The organism is Sinomonas notoginsengisoli (assembly GCF_021554725.1).
In the GTDB taxonomy this organism is placed as follows: Bacteria; Actinomycetota; Actinomycetes; order Actinomycetales; family Micrococcaceae; genus Sinomonas; species Sinomonas notoginsengisoli.
The window spans coordinates 263,368-283,698 of record NZ_JAIZDP010000001.1 but is presented as its reverse complement, the minus strand read 5'-3'; the positions used below and the strand labels follow the sequence as shown (position 1 = coordinate 283,698).

The window sequence follows — 20,331 nt, the reverse complement described above, 5'->3', positions numbered from 1 at the left end:
CCCTACAGGTACTGTCCGGTGCTCGGGGTCGTCTCGATCGTGCGTCCGGGTTCGGCGCCGCCCTTGCCCTGCACTATCGTGCGGATGTAGGTGATCCGCTCGCCCTTCTTGCCGGAGATGCGAGCCCAGTCATCCGGGTTCGTCGTGTTCGGCATATCCTCGTGCTCGCGGAACTCCTCTGCCACCGCACGCAGGAGGTGATCCATGCGCAGGCCCTTCGAGCCGGTGGTGAGCAGTTCCTTGATCGCCGCCTTCTTGGCCCGGTCAACGACGTTCTGGATCACTGCACCCGAGTTGAAGTCCTTGAAGTACAGGATCTCGGAGTCGCCGTTGGCATAGGTGACCTCGAGGTACTCGGTGGACTTCTCGGTCGCATACATCGCCTCGACCGTGCGCTGGATCATCATCGCAACCGTCGCCTTGGTGTCACCTCCGTGTTCGGCGAGGTCGGAGGCATGGATGGGGAGGTCATCGGTGAGGTACTTCGAGAAGATGTCGGCCGCTGCCTCGGCGTCCGGGCGGTGGATCTTAATCTTCACATCGAGGCGTCCCGGGCGCAGGATCGCGGGATCGATCATGTCCTCGCGGTTCGACGCGCCAATGACGATCACGTTGTCCAGCCGCTCGACGCCGTCGATCTCACTCAGCAGCTGCGGCACGATCGTGGTCTCGACATCGGAGGAGACGCCGGTGCCGCGCGTACGGAACAGCGAGTCCATCTCATCGAAGAACACGACCACTGGGCTGCCGTCCGATGCCTTCTCTCGCGCCCTGGCGAAGATGAGGCGGATGTGCCGCTCGGTCTCGCCCACGTACTTGTCGAGCAGCTCGGGTCCCTTGATGTTCAGGAAGTAGCTCTTGATGTCCGCGCCACCGGCCCGTTCCATGGCGCGGCTCGCGAGCGAGTTCGCCACGGCCTTCGCGATGAGCGTCTTGCCGCATCCGGGAGGGCCGTAGAGCAGGATGCCCTTGGGCGCCTTGAGACCGTGCTCGCGGTACAGGTCCGGGTGCAGGAACGGCAGCTCCACGGCGTCGCGGATCTGCTCGATCTGCGAGGCGAGGCCGCCGATGTCCGAGTAGCTGATATCCGGCACTTCCTCGAGGACGAGGTTCTCGACCTCGGAGCGAGGGACCTTCTCGAGCGCGTACCCGGTCCGGTTGTCCACCGAGACGGCGTCGCCGACCCGGAGGTGCACGAGCTGGAGCGGGCCGGACAGGCGCAGGACCCGTTCCTCGTCGCCGCGGCCAATCACGAGGATCCGGTCGTTGCCCAGCAGCTCCTTGACGGTAACGAGCTCTCCGGAGCGCTCGTAGCCGAGGCCGGCCACGACCTCGAAGGCCTCGTTGAGCAGGACCTCCTGACCCACAGCGAGCTCGCTCAGGTTCACCAGGGGGCTCAGGCCCACGCGCATCTTCCGTCCGCTCGTCACGACGTCAACGCTCTCGTCCGTCACGGCGGTCGATGCCCCGCCCGCAGGACGCCGGCGGTTGAGATGCACAATGCTGCCGAAGGAGTACGGGGGCTGGCCCTCATGCTCGAGGGCCGACTTGAGCCGGACGATCTCGGCCTTGGCCGTCTTGAGCATCTCGGTCATGCGGGTGTTGTTGCCCGTTGCGGCCGCGAGTTGGCGGTCAACGGCGCGGAGCTTGTCCCGAAGCACGTTGATCTGCCGCTCGGCGATGCTCAGCTGTTCAGTATGGGCGTTGGAAGGCACGGCCTCGGGGCCGTTGCCTGACTGTCCGTTCTCCACCATCGCAACCACGTCCTCTTCGTTCCGTGCCGCCCTTCGGGCCGCCGGGCGAAGGGCCCGACGGCCCGACGCCCCTCATGAAACGACACTAGCGCGGCATGGACCCGAGGTACCCCACTGACCACGCTTGGAAACCTAAGAGTTACATCTGGGTTTCCGCGTGGTGGACTGCAGGAGTCAGGAGTCGTCCCCTCCGGCCCGTGCGTCGCGGGCGGCACGGCGGAGTTTGCGGTCCGAGACGGTCCGCTCCCCCATCGCCTCCGGGGTCCAGGCGTTGAGGTCCTCCTCACTGAACTCAGCCTTGTTCCGCTTCTTGCGCACAAGCGGCGCAACGCCATCGGCGAGCCTGCGGGTCACAAGGAGGAAGCCGGTGTGGCCCACCATCCGATGCTCGGGGCGCACAGCGAGGCCCTCCAGGTGCCAGCCCCGGACCATGGACTCCCACGCATCAGGCTCGGTGAAGCGTTCGTCGGCGCGGATCGCCTCCGCCGTCCGCGAGAGCTGTGTTGCGGTGGCCACGTAGTTGATCCACACCCCGCCAGGAGCGAGAACCGTGGCAACGGCGTCGAGGCACTCCCACGGAGCGAGCATGTCCAGGACCACACGGTCAACGCTGCCTGGCTCCTCGGCTATGACAACCTCGTCCTGGAAGTCGCCGATCGAGATGCGCCAGGCGGGGTGCGGTCCGCCGAAGATCGTCTCGACGTTGCCCCTGGCGATGTCCGCGAACTCCTGGCGCCGCTCGAACGAGTGGAGGTACCCGCTGTCGCCCACCGCACGCAGGAGCGAGATGGACAGGGCCCCCGAGCCCACCCCTGCCTCGACCACCCGCGCGCCCGGGAAGATGTCAGCCATCGTGATGATCTGGCCGGCGTCCTTCGGATAGACTACCGCGGCGCCGCGAGGCATCGAGAGGACGAAGTCCGACAGGAGCGGGCGCAGCGTCTGGTACTGGTGCCCGGCGGTGTTCGTGACGACGGAGCCGTCCGGCTTCCCGATGATCTCGGAGTGGTTGAGGAAGCCCTTGTGGGTGTGGAACGCCCCGCCCTCGGCGAGGGTGATCGTGTTCATGCGCCCGCGCTCGTCGGTCAGCTGCACTCGCTCGCCGGCCCGGAACGGGCCACGGCGGGATGCTGCCCCCGTGGGTCCGTCCGTCGTCGTGCGCTGGGTGCTCGAGCTCATGGTGTCCTCTCTGGGCCCCGCACAGAGCGGGGAGGCGATGGATCGGGGGCTAGCGTGTGGGCCGGACGGGCCGACCGGAGATGACGGCCACGACGTCGCGCTGGTTCAGGAGCCCGACGACGCGCCCTGTCGAGTCGACGACCGCGTACTCCGTGCCCTGGAGCTGGGCGAGATACTGGATGAGCTCTTGGCCTGCGGCCGTGTCTGGAACATACGCGCCCGGGGCTAGCGCGTAGCCGACTGCGGTGACCGGGGTCGTGCCGCGGGCGGCATCGGGAACCCTCGCAATGGCGGTGGGGTCGACAACGCCCTGCGGCTTACCGTCCGGCGAGCAGAGCACGACGGCGACTCCGGACTCTGCGCCGGACCGCACCGCCTCGTCGACTGTGGCGTAGTTCGCGATCCCAACCGCCGGACGAGCGAGACGCCCGGCGACGACTTCTGGCAGGCGCGACCGGAAGCCCGCGTGCCGGATCGATGCCGAGGCGCCCTGCCACAGGAACACGGCCACGAGCAGCGTGACCATGGTGAAGGCCAGGTCAGTCTCTTGGCCCTGGGCCCACGGCAGGACGACGGCAAACAGGACGATGCCCACCACGATCGCCCGTCCGGTCCAGCCTGCAGCAATCGTTCCCTTCTCCTGCGAGCCGGTGGCCTTCCACACGGCGCTCTCGACGATGCGACCGCCGTCGAGCGGCAGTCCCGGGAGCACGTTAAAGACCGCGATGAGGAAGTTCGCCCACATGAAGATGTTCACGAGGATGTCCGCCGCCCCGATCAGGTGGACCCCCGTGACGACGAACCAGGCGGCGCCTGCAAGCACGAAATTCGCCGCGGGGCCGGCCAGGGCGACGAGGACGGAGCGGCCGGGGGAGGCCGTGAACGCCTCGAACTGCGTATGGCCGCCCCAGAGATTGAGCACGATCTTCTGGCTGGGCCAGCCGAAGGCCCGCGCGGTGAGCGCATGGGCGAGCTCGTGCACGAGCACTGACAGCAGCAGGAGCACCGCATAGGCAAGTGCGATGAGGTAGGCGGCAATGCCGAGCTGGGGCTGCCGATTTTGGAGCGTTGGCCCGTACACGATCACCGTGAACGCGGCGACGATGAACCACGAGTAGGCCAGGATGACGGGCACCCCGGCGATCCTGCCGAGCGGGATCCCTTCGCGGCGGCTTGCAGCCTCGTGACTGCCGCTCACGCAGTGCCTCCCGCCGAGGCAGCAGCCAGCGCCCTGTCCAGAGCGGAGGCGAGATCACCCGGCGACCGGCCGGCGAGCGTGGGCCAGTGTTCGACGCCGAGATCCACGGGAACGGCGAGCGCGTTGGGAACGACGACGGTCGCGAGCCCGGCGGCGGTGGCCGAGGTGGCGCCCGGAGTCGAGTCCTCGACCGCGAGGCACTCGGAGACGGCGAGCCCGGACAGGCCCTCGGCGAGCAGTTCGATCCCGCGCGCGTACGGCTCCGGATCAGGCTTGCCGCGAGTGACGGCGTCACCGGTGACCACGGCGGCGAAGGTGTCCTCGGGAAGGTGGTCGACGATGCGGCGCGCCATTGGCGCCTCGGACATGGTCACGAGGGCGCAGTGGACGCCTTCGGCCCTGAGCGCCGCGAGCATCTCCCGCGCGCCCGGCCGCCACGGCACCGACTCGCCGAGCTGCTCGATGACGCGTGCGGTCAGGGTGTCGATGATCTCTCGCTCCCCCATGACCACGCCGCCATTCTGGAGGAGCCTGGCCGAGGTGGTGAGCGCCTGGCCCACGAGGCGCATGGCCTGCTCGTGACCCCACTGGCCACCGAAACGCTCGACGAGCTCCCGCTCGGCGGTGATCCAGTACGGCTCGGTGTCCACGAGGGTGCCGTCCATATCCCAGAGGACGGCGCGGAGCGGTGCAGGGGCGTCCGCGGCACTGTCCGCGGAGGGATCATCGGTGGGGAGACGCATATGCACCAGTCTACGGTGGCGGCCCGGCCCGTACGGGCGCGCGCGTTAGTCTGGAGCGATGAACGAGTTCGACGCCGACGCCCCTGCTCCCCACCCCGGCCTCTTCCCGACGCCTGCCGCGGGTGAGAGGGTCACCGTCATGCTCGCGGCGTTCGAGGGCTGGAACGATGCGGGCGAGGCGGCCACCGACGCACTGCGGTATCTGCGCCGAGCATTCGGTGCGCAGCGCGCGGGAGCCATCGACGCGGACGATTTCTACGACTTCCAGTTCACCCGGCCCACCGTCCGCCAGACCGGCTCCGGTCGCCGTCGGATCAAGTGGCCCACCACCAAGGTCTCCACAGCGCGCATCGAGGGCCACCCCGTGGATCTCGTGTTCATCCAGGGCACGGAGCCGTCCTACCGGTGGCGCGCCTTCACGGACGAGCTCATCGAGTTCGTGGACGATCTCGAGGTCGACTACCTGGTCGTCATGGGTGCGCTCCTGGCCGACGTGCCGCACTCCCGGCCCATTCCGGTGACGGCCACGAGCGAAAACGACGAACTGCGCGAGCGGCTCAACCTCGAGGCCTCCCAGTACGAGGGCCCCACGGGCATCGTCGGGGTGTTTGCGGACGCGGCGGACCACCATGGGACTCCGACGCTCTCGCTGTGGGCCGCCGTGCCGCACTACGTGGCCCAGGCTCCGTCGCCGAAGGCGCAGCTGGCGATCCTACACCGCATCGAGGAGCTTCTGCAGATCCCCTTGGACACGAACGACCTCGCTGAGGACGCTGAGGCGTGGGAGCGCGGCGTGAACGAGCTCGCCACGGAGGATCCCGAGGTGGCGGCGTACATCCATCAGCTCGAGGAGGCGAAGGACACGGCTGACCTCCCGGAGGCGACCGGAGAGTCGATCGCCCGGGAGTTCGAGCGATACCTCAAGCGTCGGGGCAAGGAGAACCCCGGACGGGAGAACTAGCGACGGGAGAGTTAGCCCAGCTCAATGCCCAGGAGCGCGTCAATCGCGGAGGAGGCCAGCGCGCCGTCGTGCATGCTCGCCTCCGTGCCGGCGAGCGAGTCGTCGGCCCACTTGTCCACTGCCGCCAGCGCGCGCGGCGCGTCCAGATCCTCGGTGAGGGCGCCGCGGATCTCGGCCAGGAGCGGTTCCGCGGAGCCGGGCAGGGCGCGCACGACGGCGCGGCGCCAGGTCTCGAGGCGGCGCAACGACGCGTCGAGCAGCTCGCCGGTCCACTCCCAGTCGGAGCGGTAGTGGTGGGCGAAGACCGCCAGGCGGATGGCGGCTGGCTCAACGCCGGCTGCCCTCAGCTTTGACACGAGCACGAGGTTTCCGCGGGACTTGCTCATCTTCTCCCCGTCGAGCCCGACCATGCCCGTGTGCGTGAAGTGCCTGGCGAGGGGCACGTGGTGCATGCTCCAGGCATGGCCTGCACCCATTTCGTGGTGCGGGAACGCGAGGTCCGCGCCGCCTCCTTGGACGGTGAAGGGGGCCGGTAGGAACCTCTGTGCGATGACGGTGCACTCGATGTGCCAGCCCGGCCGGCCGGGGCCGAGCGTCCCCCCGTCCCAGCGCGGTTCGCCGAGGCGTGCCTCGCGCCACAGGATCGGGTCGAGGGGGCTGTGCTTGCCGGGGCGCTCGGGGTCGCCGCCGCGCTCTCCGAAGACCTCGATCATCTCGCCGACCGTGAGGTGTGAGACCGTCCCGAGGCGCCATGCTTCCGGCACGTCGGCGCGCCGGGTGGCCTCGGTGACGTCGTAGTAGACGTCGCCGTCGGGCTCGCCCTCGGCGCCTGCGAGCTGGTAGGCGAGGCCGGCGTCGAGGAGCCGCTCGACCTCGGGCACGATCCACGGGATCGACTCCACCGCGCCCACATAGTGGTCCGGGGCGAGGACCCGGAGGGCCTCCATGTCGGATTGGAAGAGGTCGATCTGCCGGTGCGCGAGGGTTCGCCAGTCCACGCCGGTCGCGTCGGCGCGCTCGAGGAGGGGATCGTCCACATCGGTCGTGTTCTGCACGTACTTAACGATGCTGCCGGCGTCGCGCCAGACGCGGTTGAGAAGGTCGAAGGCGAGGTAGGTGGAGGCGTGGCCGAGATGCGTCGCGTCATACGGGGTGATTCCGCAGACGTACATGGACTGCTCAGGCCCCGTCGGGATCTCGACGGTGTCACGCAGCTGGGTGTCGAAGAGCCGGACGGGGCCGGCCGTGCCAGGCAGCTGCGGGACGGGGGTCTGCCTCCAGGTTTTCACCACACCACTCTAGTGCCCGGCCGAGATGACCCCGAACCCGAGCAGGACATACAGGAGCGCGCCCAGGGCGATCCGATACCAGACGAAGAGCCGGTAGGAGTTGTGGGAGACATATTTGAGGAACCAGCCGATGATGATGTAGCCGACCACGAAGGCGACGGCCGTAGCTACGGCGGTCTCTGCGAGTCCGAAGGGGCCGCCGTCGAAGCCTCCCTTGAGGCCCTTGAAGAGCTGGTAGAGGCCTGAGCCGAACACGGCGGGGATGGCCAGGAGGAACGAGTAGCGGGCGGCGGCCTCGCGTGTGTAGCCCATGGAGAGGCCCGCGGTGATGGTGCCGCCGGAGCGGGATACCCCCGGAATGAGGGCGAGCGCCTGGGCGAAGCCGTAGATGATGCCGTGGCGGGTGCTGAGGCGGTCGAGGGTCCGTGAGTGGCGTCCGGTGGCGTCCGCGAGGGCGAGGATCATGCCGAACACCACGAGCGTGGTCGCCGTGATCCAGAGGGAACGGAGAACTGTCTCGATCTGGTCCTGGAACAGCAGGCCCAGCACGACGATCGGGATGCTGCCGATGATCACGAACCAGCCCATGCGCGCGTCCGGGTCGCTGCGCGGCGCGCGGCCGCTGAGGGAGCCGGACCACGCGCGGACGATCCGCACGATGTCCCGCCAGAAGTAGATGATGACGGCCGTCTCGGTGCCCAGCTGCGTGATCGCCGTGAAGGTCGCGCCCGGGTCCTGGGCGTTGGGCAGGAACTCCCCCACGATCCGCAGGTGGGCGCTCGAGGAGATGGGCAGGAACTCCGTCAGTCCTTGGACGAGCCCGAGGAACGCTGCTTCGAGGAAATTCACGCGTGCCACTCTACGTGGCCGCGGACCCTAATCTGGGGATTGGCTGGGAGTCGTCAGTACGGTGCGCCTGAACGCGTTGCTAGAAGTCGCGCCCCGCGAGGGCGTCTTCGCCGTCGTCGGCTTCCTCGTCCTCACCGTCGCCGTCCTCGTCATCGCTGTCGTCCTCGTCGTCGTCATCGTCCTCGTCGTCGGAATCGAGGAGGTCGAGAGGCAGATCCTCGCCGTAGGCGTCGTAGAGCGCGTCGGCGTAGGCCTCGAAGGCGTCGGCGACCGCGAAGAAGGCTGCCTCGACCGCCGGATCCTCGTCCCCGCGCCTCGATGAGGCGGCGACGAGGTGCTCCTCCAATGCAGCCGTCAGCGAACCAAGGGCCACCCGCGGGTCAATGCTCATGGGTGCCACGGTAGTCTGAATTCAGTGGGCGTGCCTAGGGACCCTGCCGTGGGTCCGGGTCTCGCCGGAGCAGCACGAGGAAGCGAGGGCCATGAAGGAGCGTATCCTCTCCACTGCCACGTCCCTTGACGGCGGCCCGCGGTCCGCCGGTCCGGGGCGGCAGTACGAGTATCTGGTGCTGTCGGTGGGCCCGCGCGAATCGATCGCGGACGCCCGGCAGCGCGTCCGGGAGCATTCCGAGTATGGCCGGTGGGAGCTCGAACGCAGCCGCCTCTACATGGGCGGGGGGCGCCAGTACTGGCTGCGGCGCAAGGTCATGGTCGTCGAGCGGACCTCCTAGCGCAGCGGCCTATTCCTCTATCGGCCCCAGCAGGTTCGTCGCGACTGTCGCGTGCGCCGACTCGGGATCGGAGGGGTGGTAGAGCCCTGCGAGCGCATCCCGGTACAGGCGCTCGAGCTCGCTGCCGCGGAAGTAGCCGCCTCCGCCTCCCACGCGCATGGCGCCGTCCACCACGCTCTTGGCGGTTTCGGTAGCTCGGTGCTTGAGGCCGCTCAAGTGGCGGAACCATGCGGGGCCGCGGTCCACGAGGTTGTCGATGTCCGCAGCGACGGACTCGAGCTGCGGAACGATCGCGTCCACGGCCATGCCCAGCTCCGCGATCTGCCAGCGGATGTCCGGATCCTGTGAGTAGGCCCGTCCGCCGGTGCGGTGCGAGCGTCGGCGGTGCGCGGCGTCGACCGCAAGGACCAGGGCCCGTTCGGCGACGCCCGTGTAGACCGCCGCGAGGAGCGTTTCGAAGACGGAGAAGATCCCGAAGACCAGAAGGTCGGGGTTGGGCCCCACAGGAAGCCTGCGGACGATCCGGTCAGCTGGGGCCGCTGCACCCTCCAAAACTGTGGTGCGGGACTGGCTCGCGCGCATGCCCAGGGTGTTCCAGTCGTCGAGGTGGTGCCAGCCCGGCCCGTCGCGCCGGATGAACCCCCATACAAGGCGGGGTTCGGGGCCCGTTGTGTCCTTGCCGAAGGTTCCCATGCGCGTCCAGGCGGGGGCGAGGCTCGTGAAGACCTTGGTTCCCGTGAAGGAGTAGCCGCCGTCAGGGAGGGGGGCCGCCTCGGTGAGGGAGTCGAAGAGGACGGAGTCGTTGCCGGCCTCGGAGACGCCGAAGGCGAACACCTCCCCTGCGGCGGCTTCCTCGAGTACGAAGGCGAGCGTGTCGTCGCCCCGGTTGGAGAACACCTTGGCCACGCCGGTCCAGACGAGGTGCATGTTCACCGCGAGCGCTGTGGCCGGTGCGGCCTGCGCGAGCCGGCGCTGAAGGCGGACGGCGTCGGCCAACCCGGCTCCCAGCCCGCCCGCGGCCTGCGGGACGAACGCCTTCAGGTAGCCAGCGGCCACGAGGGCGTCGAAGTCCTCCTGGAAGAACTCGTTGCGCTCGTCGTAGCCGGGCGCGCGGGAGCGGATCTCCTCGATGAGCGCCTCGGGCAGCACGGACTCGGGGTCGAGCGGCATGATGTCCTCCTCAGTAGGCGGTGAGCAGCCGGCGCAGCACGCGCGCGCCGAACGTGAGCGCATCGGCGGGGACTCGCTCGTCGACGCCGTGGAACATGGCCGGGAAGTCGAGGTCAGGCGTGAGCTGGAGGGGTGCGAAGCCGTAGCCGGTGATGCCGAGGCGGGAGAGCGACTTGTTGTCCGTGCCGCCCGAGAGCGTGTACGGCAGGACCGGCGCGCCCGGGTCCTCGGCATTGAGGGCGCCGACCATCGCCTGGACGAGCGGTCCCTCGAAGGGCGTCTCAAGGGAGACGTCGTGGTGGACGTAGTCGAAGTCGATGCCGTCACCGGCCAATTCCTTGAGCTTGGCCAGGACGAACTCGTCCTGCCCGGGGAGCGTGCGGGTGTCGATGCGGGCCTCGGCGGAGCCCGGGATGACGTTCTCCTTGTAGCCGGCCTTCAGGACGGTCGGGTTGGACGTGTTGCGCAGCGTCGCCCCGACGAAGCGGGCCACGGTGCCGAGCTCCTTGAGGAGGATGTCGGGATCGTCAGGGTCGAACTCGACGCCGGTGAGCTCGGTGACGCCGTCGAGGAACCTGCGCGTGGTGTCGGTGAGCTCGATGGGCCACTGGTGGTCCCCGATCCGTGCCACGGCGCGGGCCAGACGGGTCACGGCATTGTCGTCATTGACCTGCGAGCCATGGCCGGCGCGGCCTCTCGCCGTCATGCGCAGCCAGCCGAGGCCCTTCTCCGCCGTCTGGAGCATGTAGGCGCGCTTCCCACCGATATACGCGGAATAGCCGCCCACCTCGCTGATGGCCTCCGTGGCACCCTCGAACAGCTCCGGGCGCTTGTCAACTGCCCATCTCGCGCCGTACGTCCCGCCCGCTTCCTCGTCGGCGAAGAGCGCGATCACGAGGTCACGCTTCGGCTTGGTGCCCGTGCGCCGCAGCTGGCGGACCACGGCCAGGATCATGGCGTCCATGTCCTTCATGTCCACGGCGCCGCGGCCCCAGATCAAGCCGTCCTTGAGCTCTGCCGAGAACGGGTCGACGGTCCAGTCCTCCTTCTGAGCGGGGACCACGTCGAGGTGGCCGTGCACCACGAGCGCGGACGCGCTCGGGTCGCTGCCCTCGAGGCGCACGACGACGTTGGCGCGCCCGGGTGCCGACTCAAACAGTTCTGGCTCGAGGCCGACGTCCGCGAGGAGGGCCGCGGTGTACTCGGCCGCGGCGCGCTCCCCCGGTCCCGAGCGGTCACCGTAGTTCGAGGTGTCGAAGCGGATGAGGTCCCGGCAGATGTCCACCACCTCGTCCTCGGCGGTGATGGGGTTCGCGGCGGCGTTGTCAGTCACAAGTCCTCCTGAGCTGCTGGCGGTGGGTCCAGCCTAGTCCCGCCGCGCGGGCGCGCTCCGATTTCAGCTTCCACCACCGGGTCGTGTAGAGTCTTTCTCGCTGCCCGGGAGGGAACCGAGTGATCGATTCGCCTTTCGGTGTGTCGCCTGCGCGGGTGGCGGAATGGCAGACGCGCTAGCTTGAGGTGCTAGTGCCCGAATAGGGCGTGGGGGTTCAAGTCCCCCTCCGCGCACCACTGGAAGCCCCGGTCTTCGGACCGGGGCTTCCCGTCGTCTCCGGCTTGGTATTCCATTGGGCAGAATGGCCGGAGCCTACTGCTTCTACCAGACGTAGAGTTTTTAGTGGCGTCCCCCGCATCCGGTAGTCCAGGGGCAGGGCGGGCGCTCACAGGGAATTGATCCGAAGGAGATTTCCATGAAGGCATGGCAGTTCACCGGTACCAGCAATCCGCTCGCGTTCAACGAGGTCCCAGAGCCGCACGCTGGCCCGGGGCAGGTCGTCGTCGAGGTGAAGGCCGCGGGTGTGTGCCACTCGGACGTCACCGCGCTCGACGACCCGGGTTGGATGCCGCTCTTCCCCGTCCTTCCCCGCACCATGGGGCACGAGAACGCCGGCGTCATCACCGAGGTCGGCGAGGGCATGGAGCAGTGGAAGGTGGGCGACCGGGTGGGCCTCGCCCCCGTCATGAAGGACGGCGACGCCCTCGGCTACGGCCGGTGGGACGGCGGGTTCGGTCCGAAACTCGTGGCTACTGCGGACAACCTCGTCCGGCTGCCCGACGAGGTCCCGTTCGACCTCGGCGCCATGGCCACCGACGCGGGCCTGACCGCCTACCACGCGATGATGACCGCGGGCGCGGCCAAGGCGGGCATGAGGGTCGGCGTGATCGGCCTCGGCGGCCTCGGCTACATCGGAGCCCGCGTTGCCGTACTGTCCGGAGCCGAGGTCTACGGCGCCGAGGTCAACCCGGAGACGCAGAAGCTCGCCGACGAGATCGGGCTCGCGGGCGTTGCCGACTCGATCGATGCTTTCAAGGACAAGAAGCTCGACCTCATCGTCGACTACGCCGGCTTCGGCACGACGACGGCAGCGGCCATCGAAACCCTGGCCGAGTTCGGCACCCTTGTGCAGGTGGGCATGGGCCGCCTGGAGGCGACCATCAACACGTACCCGATCATCATCAACCAGCTCACGGTCAAGGGGTCCAAGTCCGGCACGCGCGAGGACCTCGAGGGCATCTACGAGCTCATGAAGACGGGCAAGCTGAACCCGCCGATGAACCTCATCACGCAGGCTGACATCCCCGAGGCAATCGACAAGCTGCGCGCCGGCGGCGTGATCGGCCGGTTCATCGCGATGTACGAGTAGGCCACACCCGGCGAGCCTCCAGATGCTCTGAGGGCGCACGACGGCGCCGCCGCTCACCACGCGTGGGCGGCGGCGCCGTCGTACATGCTGCGGCAGCGTCGATCCGGCGGGTGCGTGAAGAGATGCGGCCGTGTGGAAGACGTACTGCCCGCCGGGAAACCCGACTCGGTGGCCTACGATCTCCCGATTCCCCTGCAACGGCGGCGCCGTGGAGGTGTAGCGGTGACCGGTGTGCTGAGCGTAACGGTATGCCCGACCAATGACGAGGTTTCCCTATTAGCAACGACGTGGCGGGCCCCAATGCAAGCCGTCGAGAGCAGACTCGACGCGGACCTCGTAGTCACGGACAATGGTTCGCGTGCCGCGTGCCGAGCTGCGTGTCCAGGCAGCGGCCGCCCGCCTCCGCGTGACGACCGACCCCAAGCTCGGCAAAGTTACGCCCGAGTGGATCAAAGAGCTCGCCAAGAAGGACTACTGACGCCCGACTGGCTCGACAGGCCAGATTTGGCCACCCGACGCGAATGGCGCCACTCACCACACGGGTGAGCGGCGCCGTCGTGCGTCAGGCAGCAAACTCAGGCGAGCCGGGAGACCGACCCCACGAAGTGGCGCCGGCCCGACTTTGAGTTCCAGCCCACGAACTCGGACCGCTCCCACGCATCCTCGTCGTCGGGGATGTCGGTGATGTTCACGGCCACCCGCGCGGGCAGGAACACGGGTGCCTCGAACTTTGCGTCCCACACGAACGAGTCGCCCTTGACGGTCCCCACCTCCGCAAGCGCCCGCGAGGCCGTGTACATGCCATGGGCAATGGAGCGCCGCATCCCCAGGGCACGAGCCGAGATGGAACTGAGGTGGATGGGGTTGAAGTCCCCCGACACGGCCGCGTACGCGCGCCCTGTCTGGGACCCCAGCTGCCACAACGCCGTGGGCAGCGGCGGGCGGAAGTCCTCGCGCACCTCGGAGGCGCCGCGCTTGTCGACCCCGGGAAGGAACACGCCTTTGGCGAGGTACGTCGAAACGCCCCTCCACACCGGCTCGGCCTCCCCGACGCGGCGCACCTCGGCCACCACGTCAACCTGCGTCCCGGCACGGTGGCCGCACAGGTTCTCGGCCCACGCCGTCACGTCGAGCAGATCGTTGTAGGTCACCGGCTCTCGGTACTCCACGTGGTTGCGCAGGTGCACCATTCCGAGCAGCGGCAGGGGGAAGTCCTCGCGGCCCATGAAGCCCATCGCCACCGGGAACGCGAGCGCGTGCAGGTACCCGGCGGGCATTGCGTCACGCGCGGCCTCCCCGAGCAGGTGCTGGTACTCCGTGAGTTTGGCCAGATCCGGGCGCACGACGGCGACATGGTGCTTCGCGCTCGGAAGTCGCCGCGCGCCGCTGCCCCGGGAGATCATGAGCCGCGCAGCCTCGGCTGCGGCCGCGACATACAGCTTCGAGAGCGAGGGGACCTCGGGCAGCTCAACCGTCTCGATCCCGCCTCGCGCTGAGCCGCGCGCGGGGGCGCTCATTGGCCCATCCAATATTGACCACACACGCGCAGGACGTTACCCGAGACTCCTCCCGCCGCATCAGAGGCCAAGAACCCTATTGCCTCCGCCACGTCCACGGGCTGGCCGCCCTGCTGGAGCGAGTTGATCCGGCGTCCAACCTCCCGCATCGCAAGCGGGACCTTCGCCGTCATTTCGGTCTCGATGAACCCCGGCGCCACGGCGTTGGCGGTGCCGCCGATCGGGGCGAGGCGCGCCGCGGTGGAGCGGACCATGCCGATTACTCCGGCCTTCGACGCCGCGTAGTTGGTCTGCCCGCGGTTGCCCGCGATGCCCGATGTCGATGCGACCGAGACGATCCGGAACCCCTCGCCGAGCTTCCCGGACGCGAGCAGCGCCTCGTTGATCCGCAGCTGCGCCGCGATGTTCACGGCGATCACGGAGTCCCACCTGGCCACGTCCATGTTGGCCAGGAGCTTGTCCCGCGTGATGCCGGCGTTGTGGACGAGGACGTCGAATGCGCCGTGGCGGTGCAGGGCGTGCTCGAGGATCCGCTCCCCTGCATCCGGCTTCGTGATGTCGAGCTGGAGGGCGGTGCCGCGCACCTCGTTGGCAACCTTCGCGAGAGAATCCCCGGCTGCGGGAACGTCGACGACTACGACCTTCGCCCCGTCCCGCGCGAGCGTCCGGGCGATGGCGGCCCCGATGCCCCGCGCGGCCCCGGTCACCACGGCGACCTTGCCCGCCAGCGGGTGGTCGGGGTCGGCCGGCAGTTCCCCCTTGGCGGTCCCGACCGTGAGGAACTGTCCGTCCACGAACGCCGACCGCCCGGAGAGCAGGAACCGCAGCGCCCCGAGCACGCTCGGTGCATCGGCCTGAACGCCCTCGCCCAGCAGGATCCCGTTGCCCGTGCCGCCGTTGCGGAGCTCCTTGGCCAGCGAGCGCAGCGCCCCCTCGACGCCCGAGCGAGCAGCAGCCAGGGCAGGTTCGTCGGAGGTCGAGGATCGCCGTGACACCGTCACGACCCGCGCGCTCGGCGCGAGCGAGCGCAGCGCGCGTCCGGCCGCGAGGATCGGTCCTGAGAGGTCCTCTGGCCGCGCAACGGCATCGAGTGCGAGCACGATTCCGCCGAGCTTCGGCGAGCCTTCGCCCGCCGCTGTCCCCGGTCCAGCCGGGGCGGAAGGCGAGGCGGACGACGTCGGCGGCGCACCGGCGTCGTGCCTCCCACCGGTGGCGGGCGCGACCCCGGCGTCCCGGACTACCTCCACATCCCAGCCCTTGAGCGCGGTCTCGAGCGCGTCGGCCGCCGTACCGGTGCCGACGACCAGCACGGGCCCGGGCACGAGGGGCACGCCGGGCTCGTAGCGGCGCAGCATCACCGGCTGTGGGAGCCCGAGGCGCTTGGCGAGGTCCCGGCCCCATCCGCGCGAGACGAGGTCGGTGTACTTGTCTGCCATGTGTTTCCCTTCCCCAACCTGCTCGGCTCAGCGGCCCTCGAGGACGGCGACAACGCCCATGCCGCCAGCGGCGCACACCGAGATGAGGCCGCGCGCCGGTCGGCCCAGGTCCTCGGCGGCGGTGCGTTCATGCAGCTGCTTCGCGAGCGTCGCGACGATCCTGCCGCCGGTCGCGGCGAACGGATGGCCCGCGGCGAGCGAGGAGCCATTGACGTTGAGCTTGGCGCGGTCCACCTTGCCGAAGGCGCCGTCGAGGCCGAGGCGCTCGCGGCAGAAGTCGGCGTCCTCCCACGCGGCGAGCGTGGCAAGCACGGTGCCGGCGAACGCCTCGTGGATTTCGAAGTAGTCGATGTCCTCGAGCGTGAGGCCCAGACGGGCCAGCAGTCGAGGCACAGCGAACACCGGCGCCATGAGGAGCCCGTCCTTGCCGTGCACGAAGTCCACGGCGCCCGCCTCGCCGTCGATGACGTCAGCAAGGATGGGCAGGTCACGCTCGCGAGCCCAGTCCTCAGAGGCGAGGAGCACGGTCGAGGCGCCGTCGGTGAGCGGGGTCGAGTTCCCCGCCGTCATGGTCGCCTCCGGGCCGAGGTGCTTGCCGAAGACGGGCTTGAGCTTGCCCATCTTCTCGATGGTCGTGTCCGGGCGCAGGTTGGAATCCTTCGTGAGCCCGCGGTAGGGAGTCACGAGGTCGTCGAAGAATCCGCGCTCGTAGGCGGCGGCGAGGTTGCGGTGCGAGGCGAGCGAGAGCTCGTCCTGGGCCTCGCGGGTGATGCCCCACTGCTTCGTGGTGAGCGCCTGGTGCTCGCCCATGGAGAGTCCGGTGCGGGGCTCCCCGGTTCCCGGCGCGTTGGGCGCGAGGTCCTTTGGGCGAAGTCTGGAGACGGCCTTGAGCTTCTGCTGGAGGGTCTTCGCGCGGTTGAGTTCGAGGATCACCTCGCGCAGCCCCTCACTCACAGCGATCGGTGCGTCTGAGGCGGAGTCGACGCCGCCCGCGATTGCCGAGTCGATGCGGCCGAGCTTGATTTTGTCGGTGAGCTGCAGGACCGTCTCGAGGCCGGTAGCGCAGGCCTGCTGGACGTCATAGGCAGGGGTCTCGGCGCTGAGCGCGGAGCCGAGGACCGACTCGCGGGTGAGGTTGAAGTCGCGGGAATGCTTGAGCACGGCCCCCGCGGCGACCTCGCCGATCCGCTCGTCCTGGAGGCCGAACCGGGCCACGAGCCCATCTAGTGCGGCGGTGAGCATGTCCTGGTTCGAAGTGCGGATGTACGCGCCGTTCGCACGGGCGAACGGGATGCGGTTCCCGCCTACGACTACTGCCTTGCGGATGCCAGTCGGCATTGCGTCCTCCGGTCGTGAACTGTGATGAGTTACCGATACCTAGCGTACCTGATACGCTCGGTATCGTGAACTACGCCACCACCGCGCACGACGCCGTGCCGTCACGCAGCGTCGACGGCCGCACCGCCCGCTGGGCGAACCACCGCGAGGAGCGCCGCGCAGAACTGGTCCACGCCGCCCGGCGTGCGGTCCATCGGCTCGGACCGGACGTGCCCATGGAGGAGATCGCGGCCGCGGCGAGCACGTCGAAGTCCGTGTTCTACCGGTACTTCCGCGACAAGGCCGGGCTCCAGACGGCCATGGGAGAGCTCGCCCTCGCCCAGATGCAGGAACGCATTGCCGAGGCCGCCGCCGCAGCACAGACGCCGGAAGATGGCCTCATAGCCATGGTCTCCGCCTACCTCGGCATGGCGGCGCGCTCGCGGAACGTGTACGAGTTCGTGACCCGGGCCGGCGCTGCGGAGCCCGCCGCCGACGAGGCGTTCGGGAGCTTCTTCCACGCTGTAGGCGCCATGATCGAGGCGCCGATGCGTCGCCATCTCGACCCCGCGGCGTCGGCCACCCTCGCCTACTGGCCCACCGCCGCGATCGGCCTCGTCCGCGCCGCCGGCGAGCGCTGGCTCCGCGAGCCCGACTCCCCCTCCAAGCCCTCGCTCGAGGATATGTCTGGACTCATTGCCGACTGGCTCTTCGCGGGGATCGCCGCGCAGGCGGCCCCCGAAACACGCACTGCCACCCTTTCCACCGAGGAGATCTCATGACGAACCCGACCACCGAGGCCGTGAACACGCCCGTAGACGTCAACGCGCTCGCTGAGGCCGATGTCCCGGACGCCGAGCAGTCGCCGCGGGTCGACGTGGCCGCGCTCGGCGAGCTGCTGCTCGGCACGTGGGCGTCCGTGCGCCGCCAGGCCCGCGAGCTCGCGGCGAAGCCCGAGCTGCACAAGCTCGAGGGCCTGACGCACACCGAGCACCGCGAGCGGGTCTTCGGCCAGCTCAAGATCCTCGTCGACGAGGGAGCGATCCAGCGTGCGTTCCCCAAGGAGCTGGGCGGTGAGGAGAACCACGGCGGGAACATTGCCGGCTTCGAGGAGCTCGTCACCGCAGACCCTTCACTCCAGATCAAGTCCGGCGTGCAATGGGGCCTCTTCGGCGCCGCCGTGCTGCACCTCGGCACGGCCGAGCACCACGCCAAGTGGCTCCCGGACATCATGGACCTGACAGTCCCGGGTGCGTTCGCCATGACCGAAATCGGTCACGGCTCCGATGTTGCGTCCATCGCGACGACCGCGACCTACGACGAGGGCACAGGGGAATTCGTCCTCAACACCCCGTTCCGTGCCTCGTGGAAGGAGTACCTCGGCAACGCAGCCAAGGACGGAATCGCCGCGGTGGTATTCGCTCAGCTCATTGTCAAGGGGGTCAACCACGGCGTCCATGCGCTGTATGTGCCCATCCGCGACCCGCAGACCAAGGACTCGCTGCCCGGCATCAGGACCGAGGACGACGGCGTCAAGGGCGGCCTGAACGGCATTGACAACGGGCGGCTGTGCTTCGACCACGTGCGCGTCCCCCGCACCAATCTGCTGAACCGCTACGGTGACGTGTCCGAGGACGGCACCTACACGTCCCCGATCGCGAGCCCCGGCCGCCGCTTCTTCACCATGCTCGGCACCCTCGTCCAGGGGCGCGTCTCCCTCGACGGCGCGGCCGTTGCCGCCTCGAAGGTGGGCCTCACGGCCGCGATCCGGTACGCCGCCGAGCGGCGCCAGTTCAACGCCTCCTCCGACACCGCCGAGGAGGTCCTCCTCGACTACCAGCGCCACCAGCGCCGCCTCTTCCCGCTCCTGGCCGCGACGTACGCGATGGGCTTTGCGCACGAGGAGCTCCTGGCCAAGTTCGACGGCGTCTTCTCGGGCGCCCAGGACACCGACGAGGACCGCCAGGACCTCGAGACCCTCGCCGCCGCGTTCAAGGCGCTGTCCACGTGGCACGCGCTCGAGACGCTCCAGGAATGCCGCGAGGCCTGCGGCGGCGCCGGATTCATGATCGAGAACCGCTTCGCGTCCCTGCGCGCGGACCTTGACGTGTATGTCACGTTCGAGGGCGACAACAACGTGCTCCTCCAACTCGTCGCCAAGCGCCTCCTGAACGACTACGCCAAGGAGTTCCGCACCATGAACGTGGGTGCCCTGACGAAGTTCGCGCTCGGCCAGGCCCGCGGGATGGCCTACAAGACGGGACTGGGGGCAGTCGCGCAGTTCGTCGCCGACTCCGGCCGCGCCGAACGCTCCGCGCTCGCCCTCCGCGACCCCGACATGCAGCAGTTCCTCCTCGCCGAGCGGGTCCAGACCATGGTCGCCACGGCCGCGCAGGCCCTGCAGGGCGCCACAAAGCTCCCGCAGGCGGAGGCTGCCGCCCGCTTTAACTCGCACCAGAACGAGCTCATCGAGGCGGCACGGGCGCACGCCGAACTCCTGCAGTGGGAGGCGTTCACCGCCGCTCTGGCCAAGGTGGAGGATCCCGGCACGAAGCAGGTCCTCACGTGGCTGCGTGACCTCTTCGGCCTCACCCTGATCGAGAAGCACCTCGAGTGGTACCTCATGAACGGGCGCCTCTCGATGCAGCGCGGCCGCACCGTGGGCGAGTACGTCAACCGGCTGCTGGCCAAGCTCCGTCCGCACGTCCTCGATCTCGTGGACGCTTTCGGCTACACCCGGGAGCACATCCGCGCGACCGTCGCCAGCGGGGCCGAGGCGCAGCGCCAGGAGGAGGCCGCGGCCTACTACGCCGAGCTCCGCGCCTCGGGCGCAGCGCCGGTGAGGGAGAAGAGCCTTTCCCGCGGGTAGGCCCCTTCCCCCGCCCGGCAGGCGCGACTAGCCTGAAAGCAGGACCCGGCCGCACCGGCGGCTGGGGGCAGACCAGGAGGAATCCATGGCCGAGGGATGGGGCCGCAGAGGCCCGTGGGACATGATGCCGGAAGGCATGCGCAGGTTCGGCCTGCCAGAGCAGTTCAAGCGATTCGTCGACGAGTGGGAGACCTCGTGGCTGCGCGTTGAGCAGTTCCGCGAGGGCGATTCGCTCGTGGTGCGCGCCGAACTGGCCGGGATCGATCCGGAGAAGGACGTCGACGTGACTGTCCAGGACGGGACCCTCACGATCAAGGCTGAGCGGCGCGAGAGCTCCGAGAACCGGGGCAAGGGCGGGTACCGCAGCGAGTTCCGCTACGGCTCATTCGCCCGCACTCTCGACCTCCCGCGCGGCGCGCGCGGCGAGGACGTCAAGGCCAGCTACCACGACGGCGTGCTCGAGGTCCGGGTACCCGTCGCGCCCGAGTCGGGACCCGGCCCGACCAAGGTCAACGTCAGCCGAGACTGACGCGCTGCACCTGGCCGACGCACCCTGACGAGCTGACCCACGACGGCGGCGACGCACCCACGCGGGTGCGTCGCCGCCGTCATGTCT

18 protein-coding genes and 1 tRNA gene are annotated in these 20,331 nt (G+C 69.1%); 7 read left to right on the top strand and 12 right to left on the bottom strand.

Translation table 11 applies throughout. The annotated features are described in order from the left end of the window. Positions 1-2 precede the first annotated feature (2 nt). From arc to LF262_RS01240, 4 genes are all read right to left on the bottom strand, one after another. Positions 3-1,754 (bottom strand): proteasome ATPase, encoded by a 1,752-nt coding sequence (gene arc, locus LF262_RS01255; protein ID WP_235778477.1) that lies wholly within the window; start codon positions 1,752-1,754, stop codon positions 3-5. A gap of 174 nt (positions 1,755-1,928) precedes the next feature. Then, on the bottom strand, positions 1,929-2,933 hold the full coding sequence (locus LF262_RS01250; RefSeq protein ID WP_235778476.1) for a tRNA (adenine-N1)-methyltransferase: 1,005 nt from the start codon (positions 2,931-2,933) through the stop codon (positions 1,929-1,931). Positions 2,934-2,982: 49 nt separating this feature from the next. After that, positions 2,983-4,131, bottom strand: coding sequence for a site-2 protease family protein (locus tag LF262_RS01245; protein ID WP_235778475.1), 1,149 nt, complete (start codon positions 4,129-4,131; stop codon positions 2,983-2,985). Continuing rightward, positions 4,128-4,874 (bottom strand): HAD family hydrolase, encoded by a 747-nt coding sequence (locus LF262_RS01240; RefSeq protein ID WP_235778474.1) that lies wholly within the window; start codon positions 4,872-4,874, stop codon positions 4,128-4,130. Before LF262_RS01240 ends, LF262_RS01245 begins: the two co-directional genes overlap by 4 nt. Positions 4,875-4,932: 58 nt before the next feature. Between LF262_RS01240 and LF262_RS01235 the strand changes: the two genes are divergently transcribed. After that, positions 4,933-5,835 carry a PAC2 family protein gene (locus tag LF262_RS01235; RefSeq protein ID WP_235778473.1) on the top strand — a complete coding sequence of 301 codons (903 nt, stop codon included), beginning with the start codon at positions 4,933-4,935 and terminating at the stop codon, positions 5,833-5,835. 11 nt (positions 5,836-5,846) lie between these two features. Here LF262_RS01235 and mshC read toward each other — a convergent pair whose 3' ends face one another. The 3 genes from mshC to LF262_RS01220 form a co-directional block, all read right to left on the bottom strand. After that, positions 5,847-7,124, bottom strand: a complete 1,278-nt coding sequence (mshC, locus tag LF262_RS01230) for a cysteine--1-D-myo-inosityl 2-amino-2-deoxy-alpha-D-glucopyranoside ligase (protein ID WP_235778472.1) — start codon at positions 7,122-7,124, stop codon at positions 5,847-5,849. A gap of 9 nt (positions 7,125-7,133) precedes the next feature. Beyond that, positions 7,134-7,973 carry an undecaprenyl-diphosphate phosphatase gene (locus tag LF262_RS01225; protein ID WP_235778471.1) on the bottom strand — a complete coding sequence of 280 codons (840 nt, stop codon included), beginning with the start codon at positions 7,971-7,973 and terminating at the stop codon, positions 7,134-7,136. 79 nt (positions 7,974-8,052) lie between these two features. Further along, entirely contained in the window at positions 8,053-8,364 is a 312-nt protein-coding gene (locus LF262_RS01220) for a hypothetical protein (RefSeq protein ID WP_235778470.1), read from the bottom strand. 91 nt (positions 8,365-8,455) lie between these two features. On the opposite strand from LF262_RS01220, the gene LF262_RS01215 reads away from it, so the two are divergent. Further along, positions 8,456-8,704, top strand: a complete 249-nt coding sequence (locus LF262_RS01215) for a DUF5703 family protein (RefSeq protein ID WP_235778469.1) — start codon at positions 8,456-8,458, stop codon at positions 8,702-8,704. A gap of 9 nt (positions 8,705-8,713) precedes the next feature. Here LF262_RS01215 and LF262_RS01210 read toward each other — a convergent pair whose 3' ends face one another. Next, positions 8,714-9,874 (bottom strand): acyl-CoA dehydrogenase family protein, encoded by a 1,161-nt coding sequence (locus tag LF262_RS01210; protein ID WP_235778468.1) that lies wholly within the window; start codon positions 9,872-9,874, stop codon positions 8,714-8,716. A 10-nt stretch (positions 9,875-9,884) separates the two neighbouring features. Continuing rightward, the gene (locus LF262_RS01205; RefSeq protein ID WP_235778467.1) at positions 9,885-11,207 is read right to left on the bottom strand and encodes a M20/M25/M40 family metallo-hydrolase; all 1,323 of its coding nucleotides are present in this window, start codon (positions 11,205-11,207) and stop codon (positions 9,885-9,887) included. A 149-nt stretch (positions 11,208-11,356) separates the two neighbouring features. Between LF262_RS01205 and LF262_RS01200 the strand changes: the two genes are divergently transcribed. Both LF262_RS01200 and LF262_RS01195 read left to right on the top strand, forming a co-directional pair. Continuing rightward, a tRNA-Leu gene (locus LF262_RS01200) sits at positions 11,357-11,443 on the top strand. A gap of 179 nt (positions 11,444-11,622) precedes the next feature. Next, positions 11,623-12,576: a zinc-binding dehydrogenase gene (locus LF262_RS01195; RefSeq protein ID WP_235778466.1), complete on the top strand. Its 954-nt coding sequence runs from the start codon at positions 11,623-11,625 to the stop codon at positions 12,574-12,576. A 575-nt stretch (positions 12,577-13,151) separates the two neighbouring features. Here the strand turns inward: LF262_RS01195 and LF262_RS01190 are convergent. The 3 genes from LF262_RS01190 to LF262_RS01180 are packed head-to-tail and all read right to left on the bottom strand — an operon-like array spanning position 13,152 to position 16,867. Continuing rightward, positions 13,152-14,093, bottom strand: a complete 942-nt coding sequence (locus LF262_RS01190; RefSeq protein WP_235778465.1) for a MaoC/PaaZ C-terminal domain-containing protein — start codon at positions 14,091-14,093, stop codon at positions 13,152-13,154. Next, a complete protein-coding gene (locus LF262_RS01185; protein WP_235778464.1) occupies positions 14,090-15,529 on the bottom strand; it encodes a 3-oxoacyl-ACP reductase in 1,440 nt (479 codons plus the stop codon). The genes LF262_RS01190 and LF262_RS01185 overlap by 4 nt, the downstream gene beginning before the upstream one ends. A 27-nt stretch (positions 15,530-15,556) precedes the next feature. After that, positions 15,557-16,867, bottom strand: a complete 1,311-nt coding sequence (locus LF262_RS01180; protein ID WP_235778463.1) for an acetyl-CoA C-acetyltransferase — start codon at positions 16,865-16,867, stop codon at positions 15,557-15,559. Between the two features lie 65 nt (positions 16,868-16,932). Between LF262_RS01180 and LF262_RS01175 the strand changes: the two genes are divergently transcribed. The 3 genes from LF262_RS01175 (at position 16,933) to LF262_RS01165 (ending at position 20,244) form a co-directional block, all read left to right on the top strand. Further along, positions 16,933-17,628, top strand: coding sequence for a TetR/AcrR family transcriptional regulator (locus tag LF262_RS01175; RefSeq protein WP_235778462.1), 696 nt, complete (start codon positions 16,933-16,935; stop codon positions 17,626-17,628). Further along, positions 17,625-19,715 carry an acyl-CoA dehydrogenase family protein gene (locus LF262_RS01170; protein WP_235778461.1) on the top strand — a complete coding sequence of 697 codons (2,091 nt, stop codon included), beginning with the start codon at positions 17,625-17,627 and terminating at the stop codon, positions 19,713-19,715. The genes LF262_RS01175 and LF262_RS01170 overlap by 4 nt, the downstream gene beginning before the upstream one ends. 85 nt (positions 19,716-19,800) lie before the next feature. Beyond that, on the top strand, positions 19,801-20,244 hold the full coding sequence (locus tag LF262_RS01165) for an Hsp20/alpha crystallin family protein (RefSeq protein WP_235778460.1): 444 nt from the start codon (positions 19,801-19,803) through the stop codon (positions 20,242-20,244). Positions 20,245-20,331 lie beyond the last annotated feature (87 nt).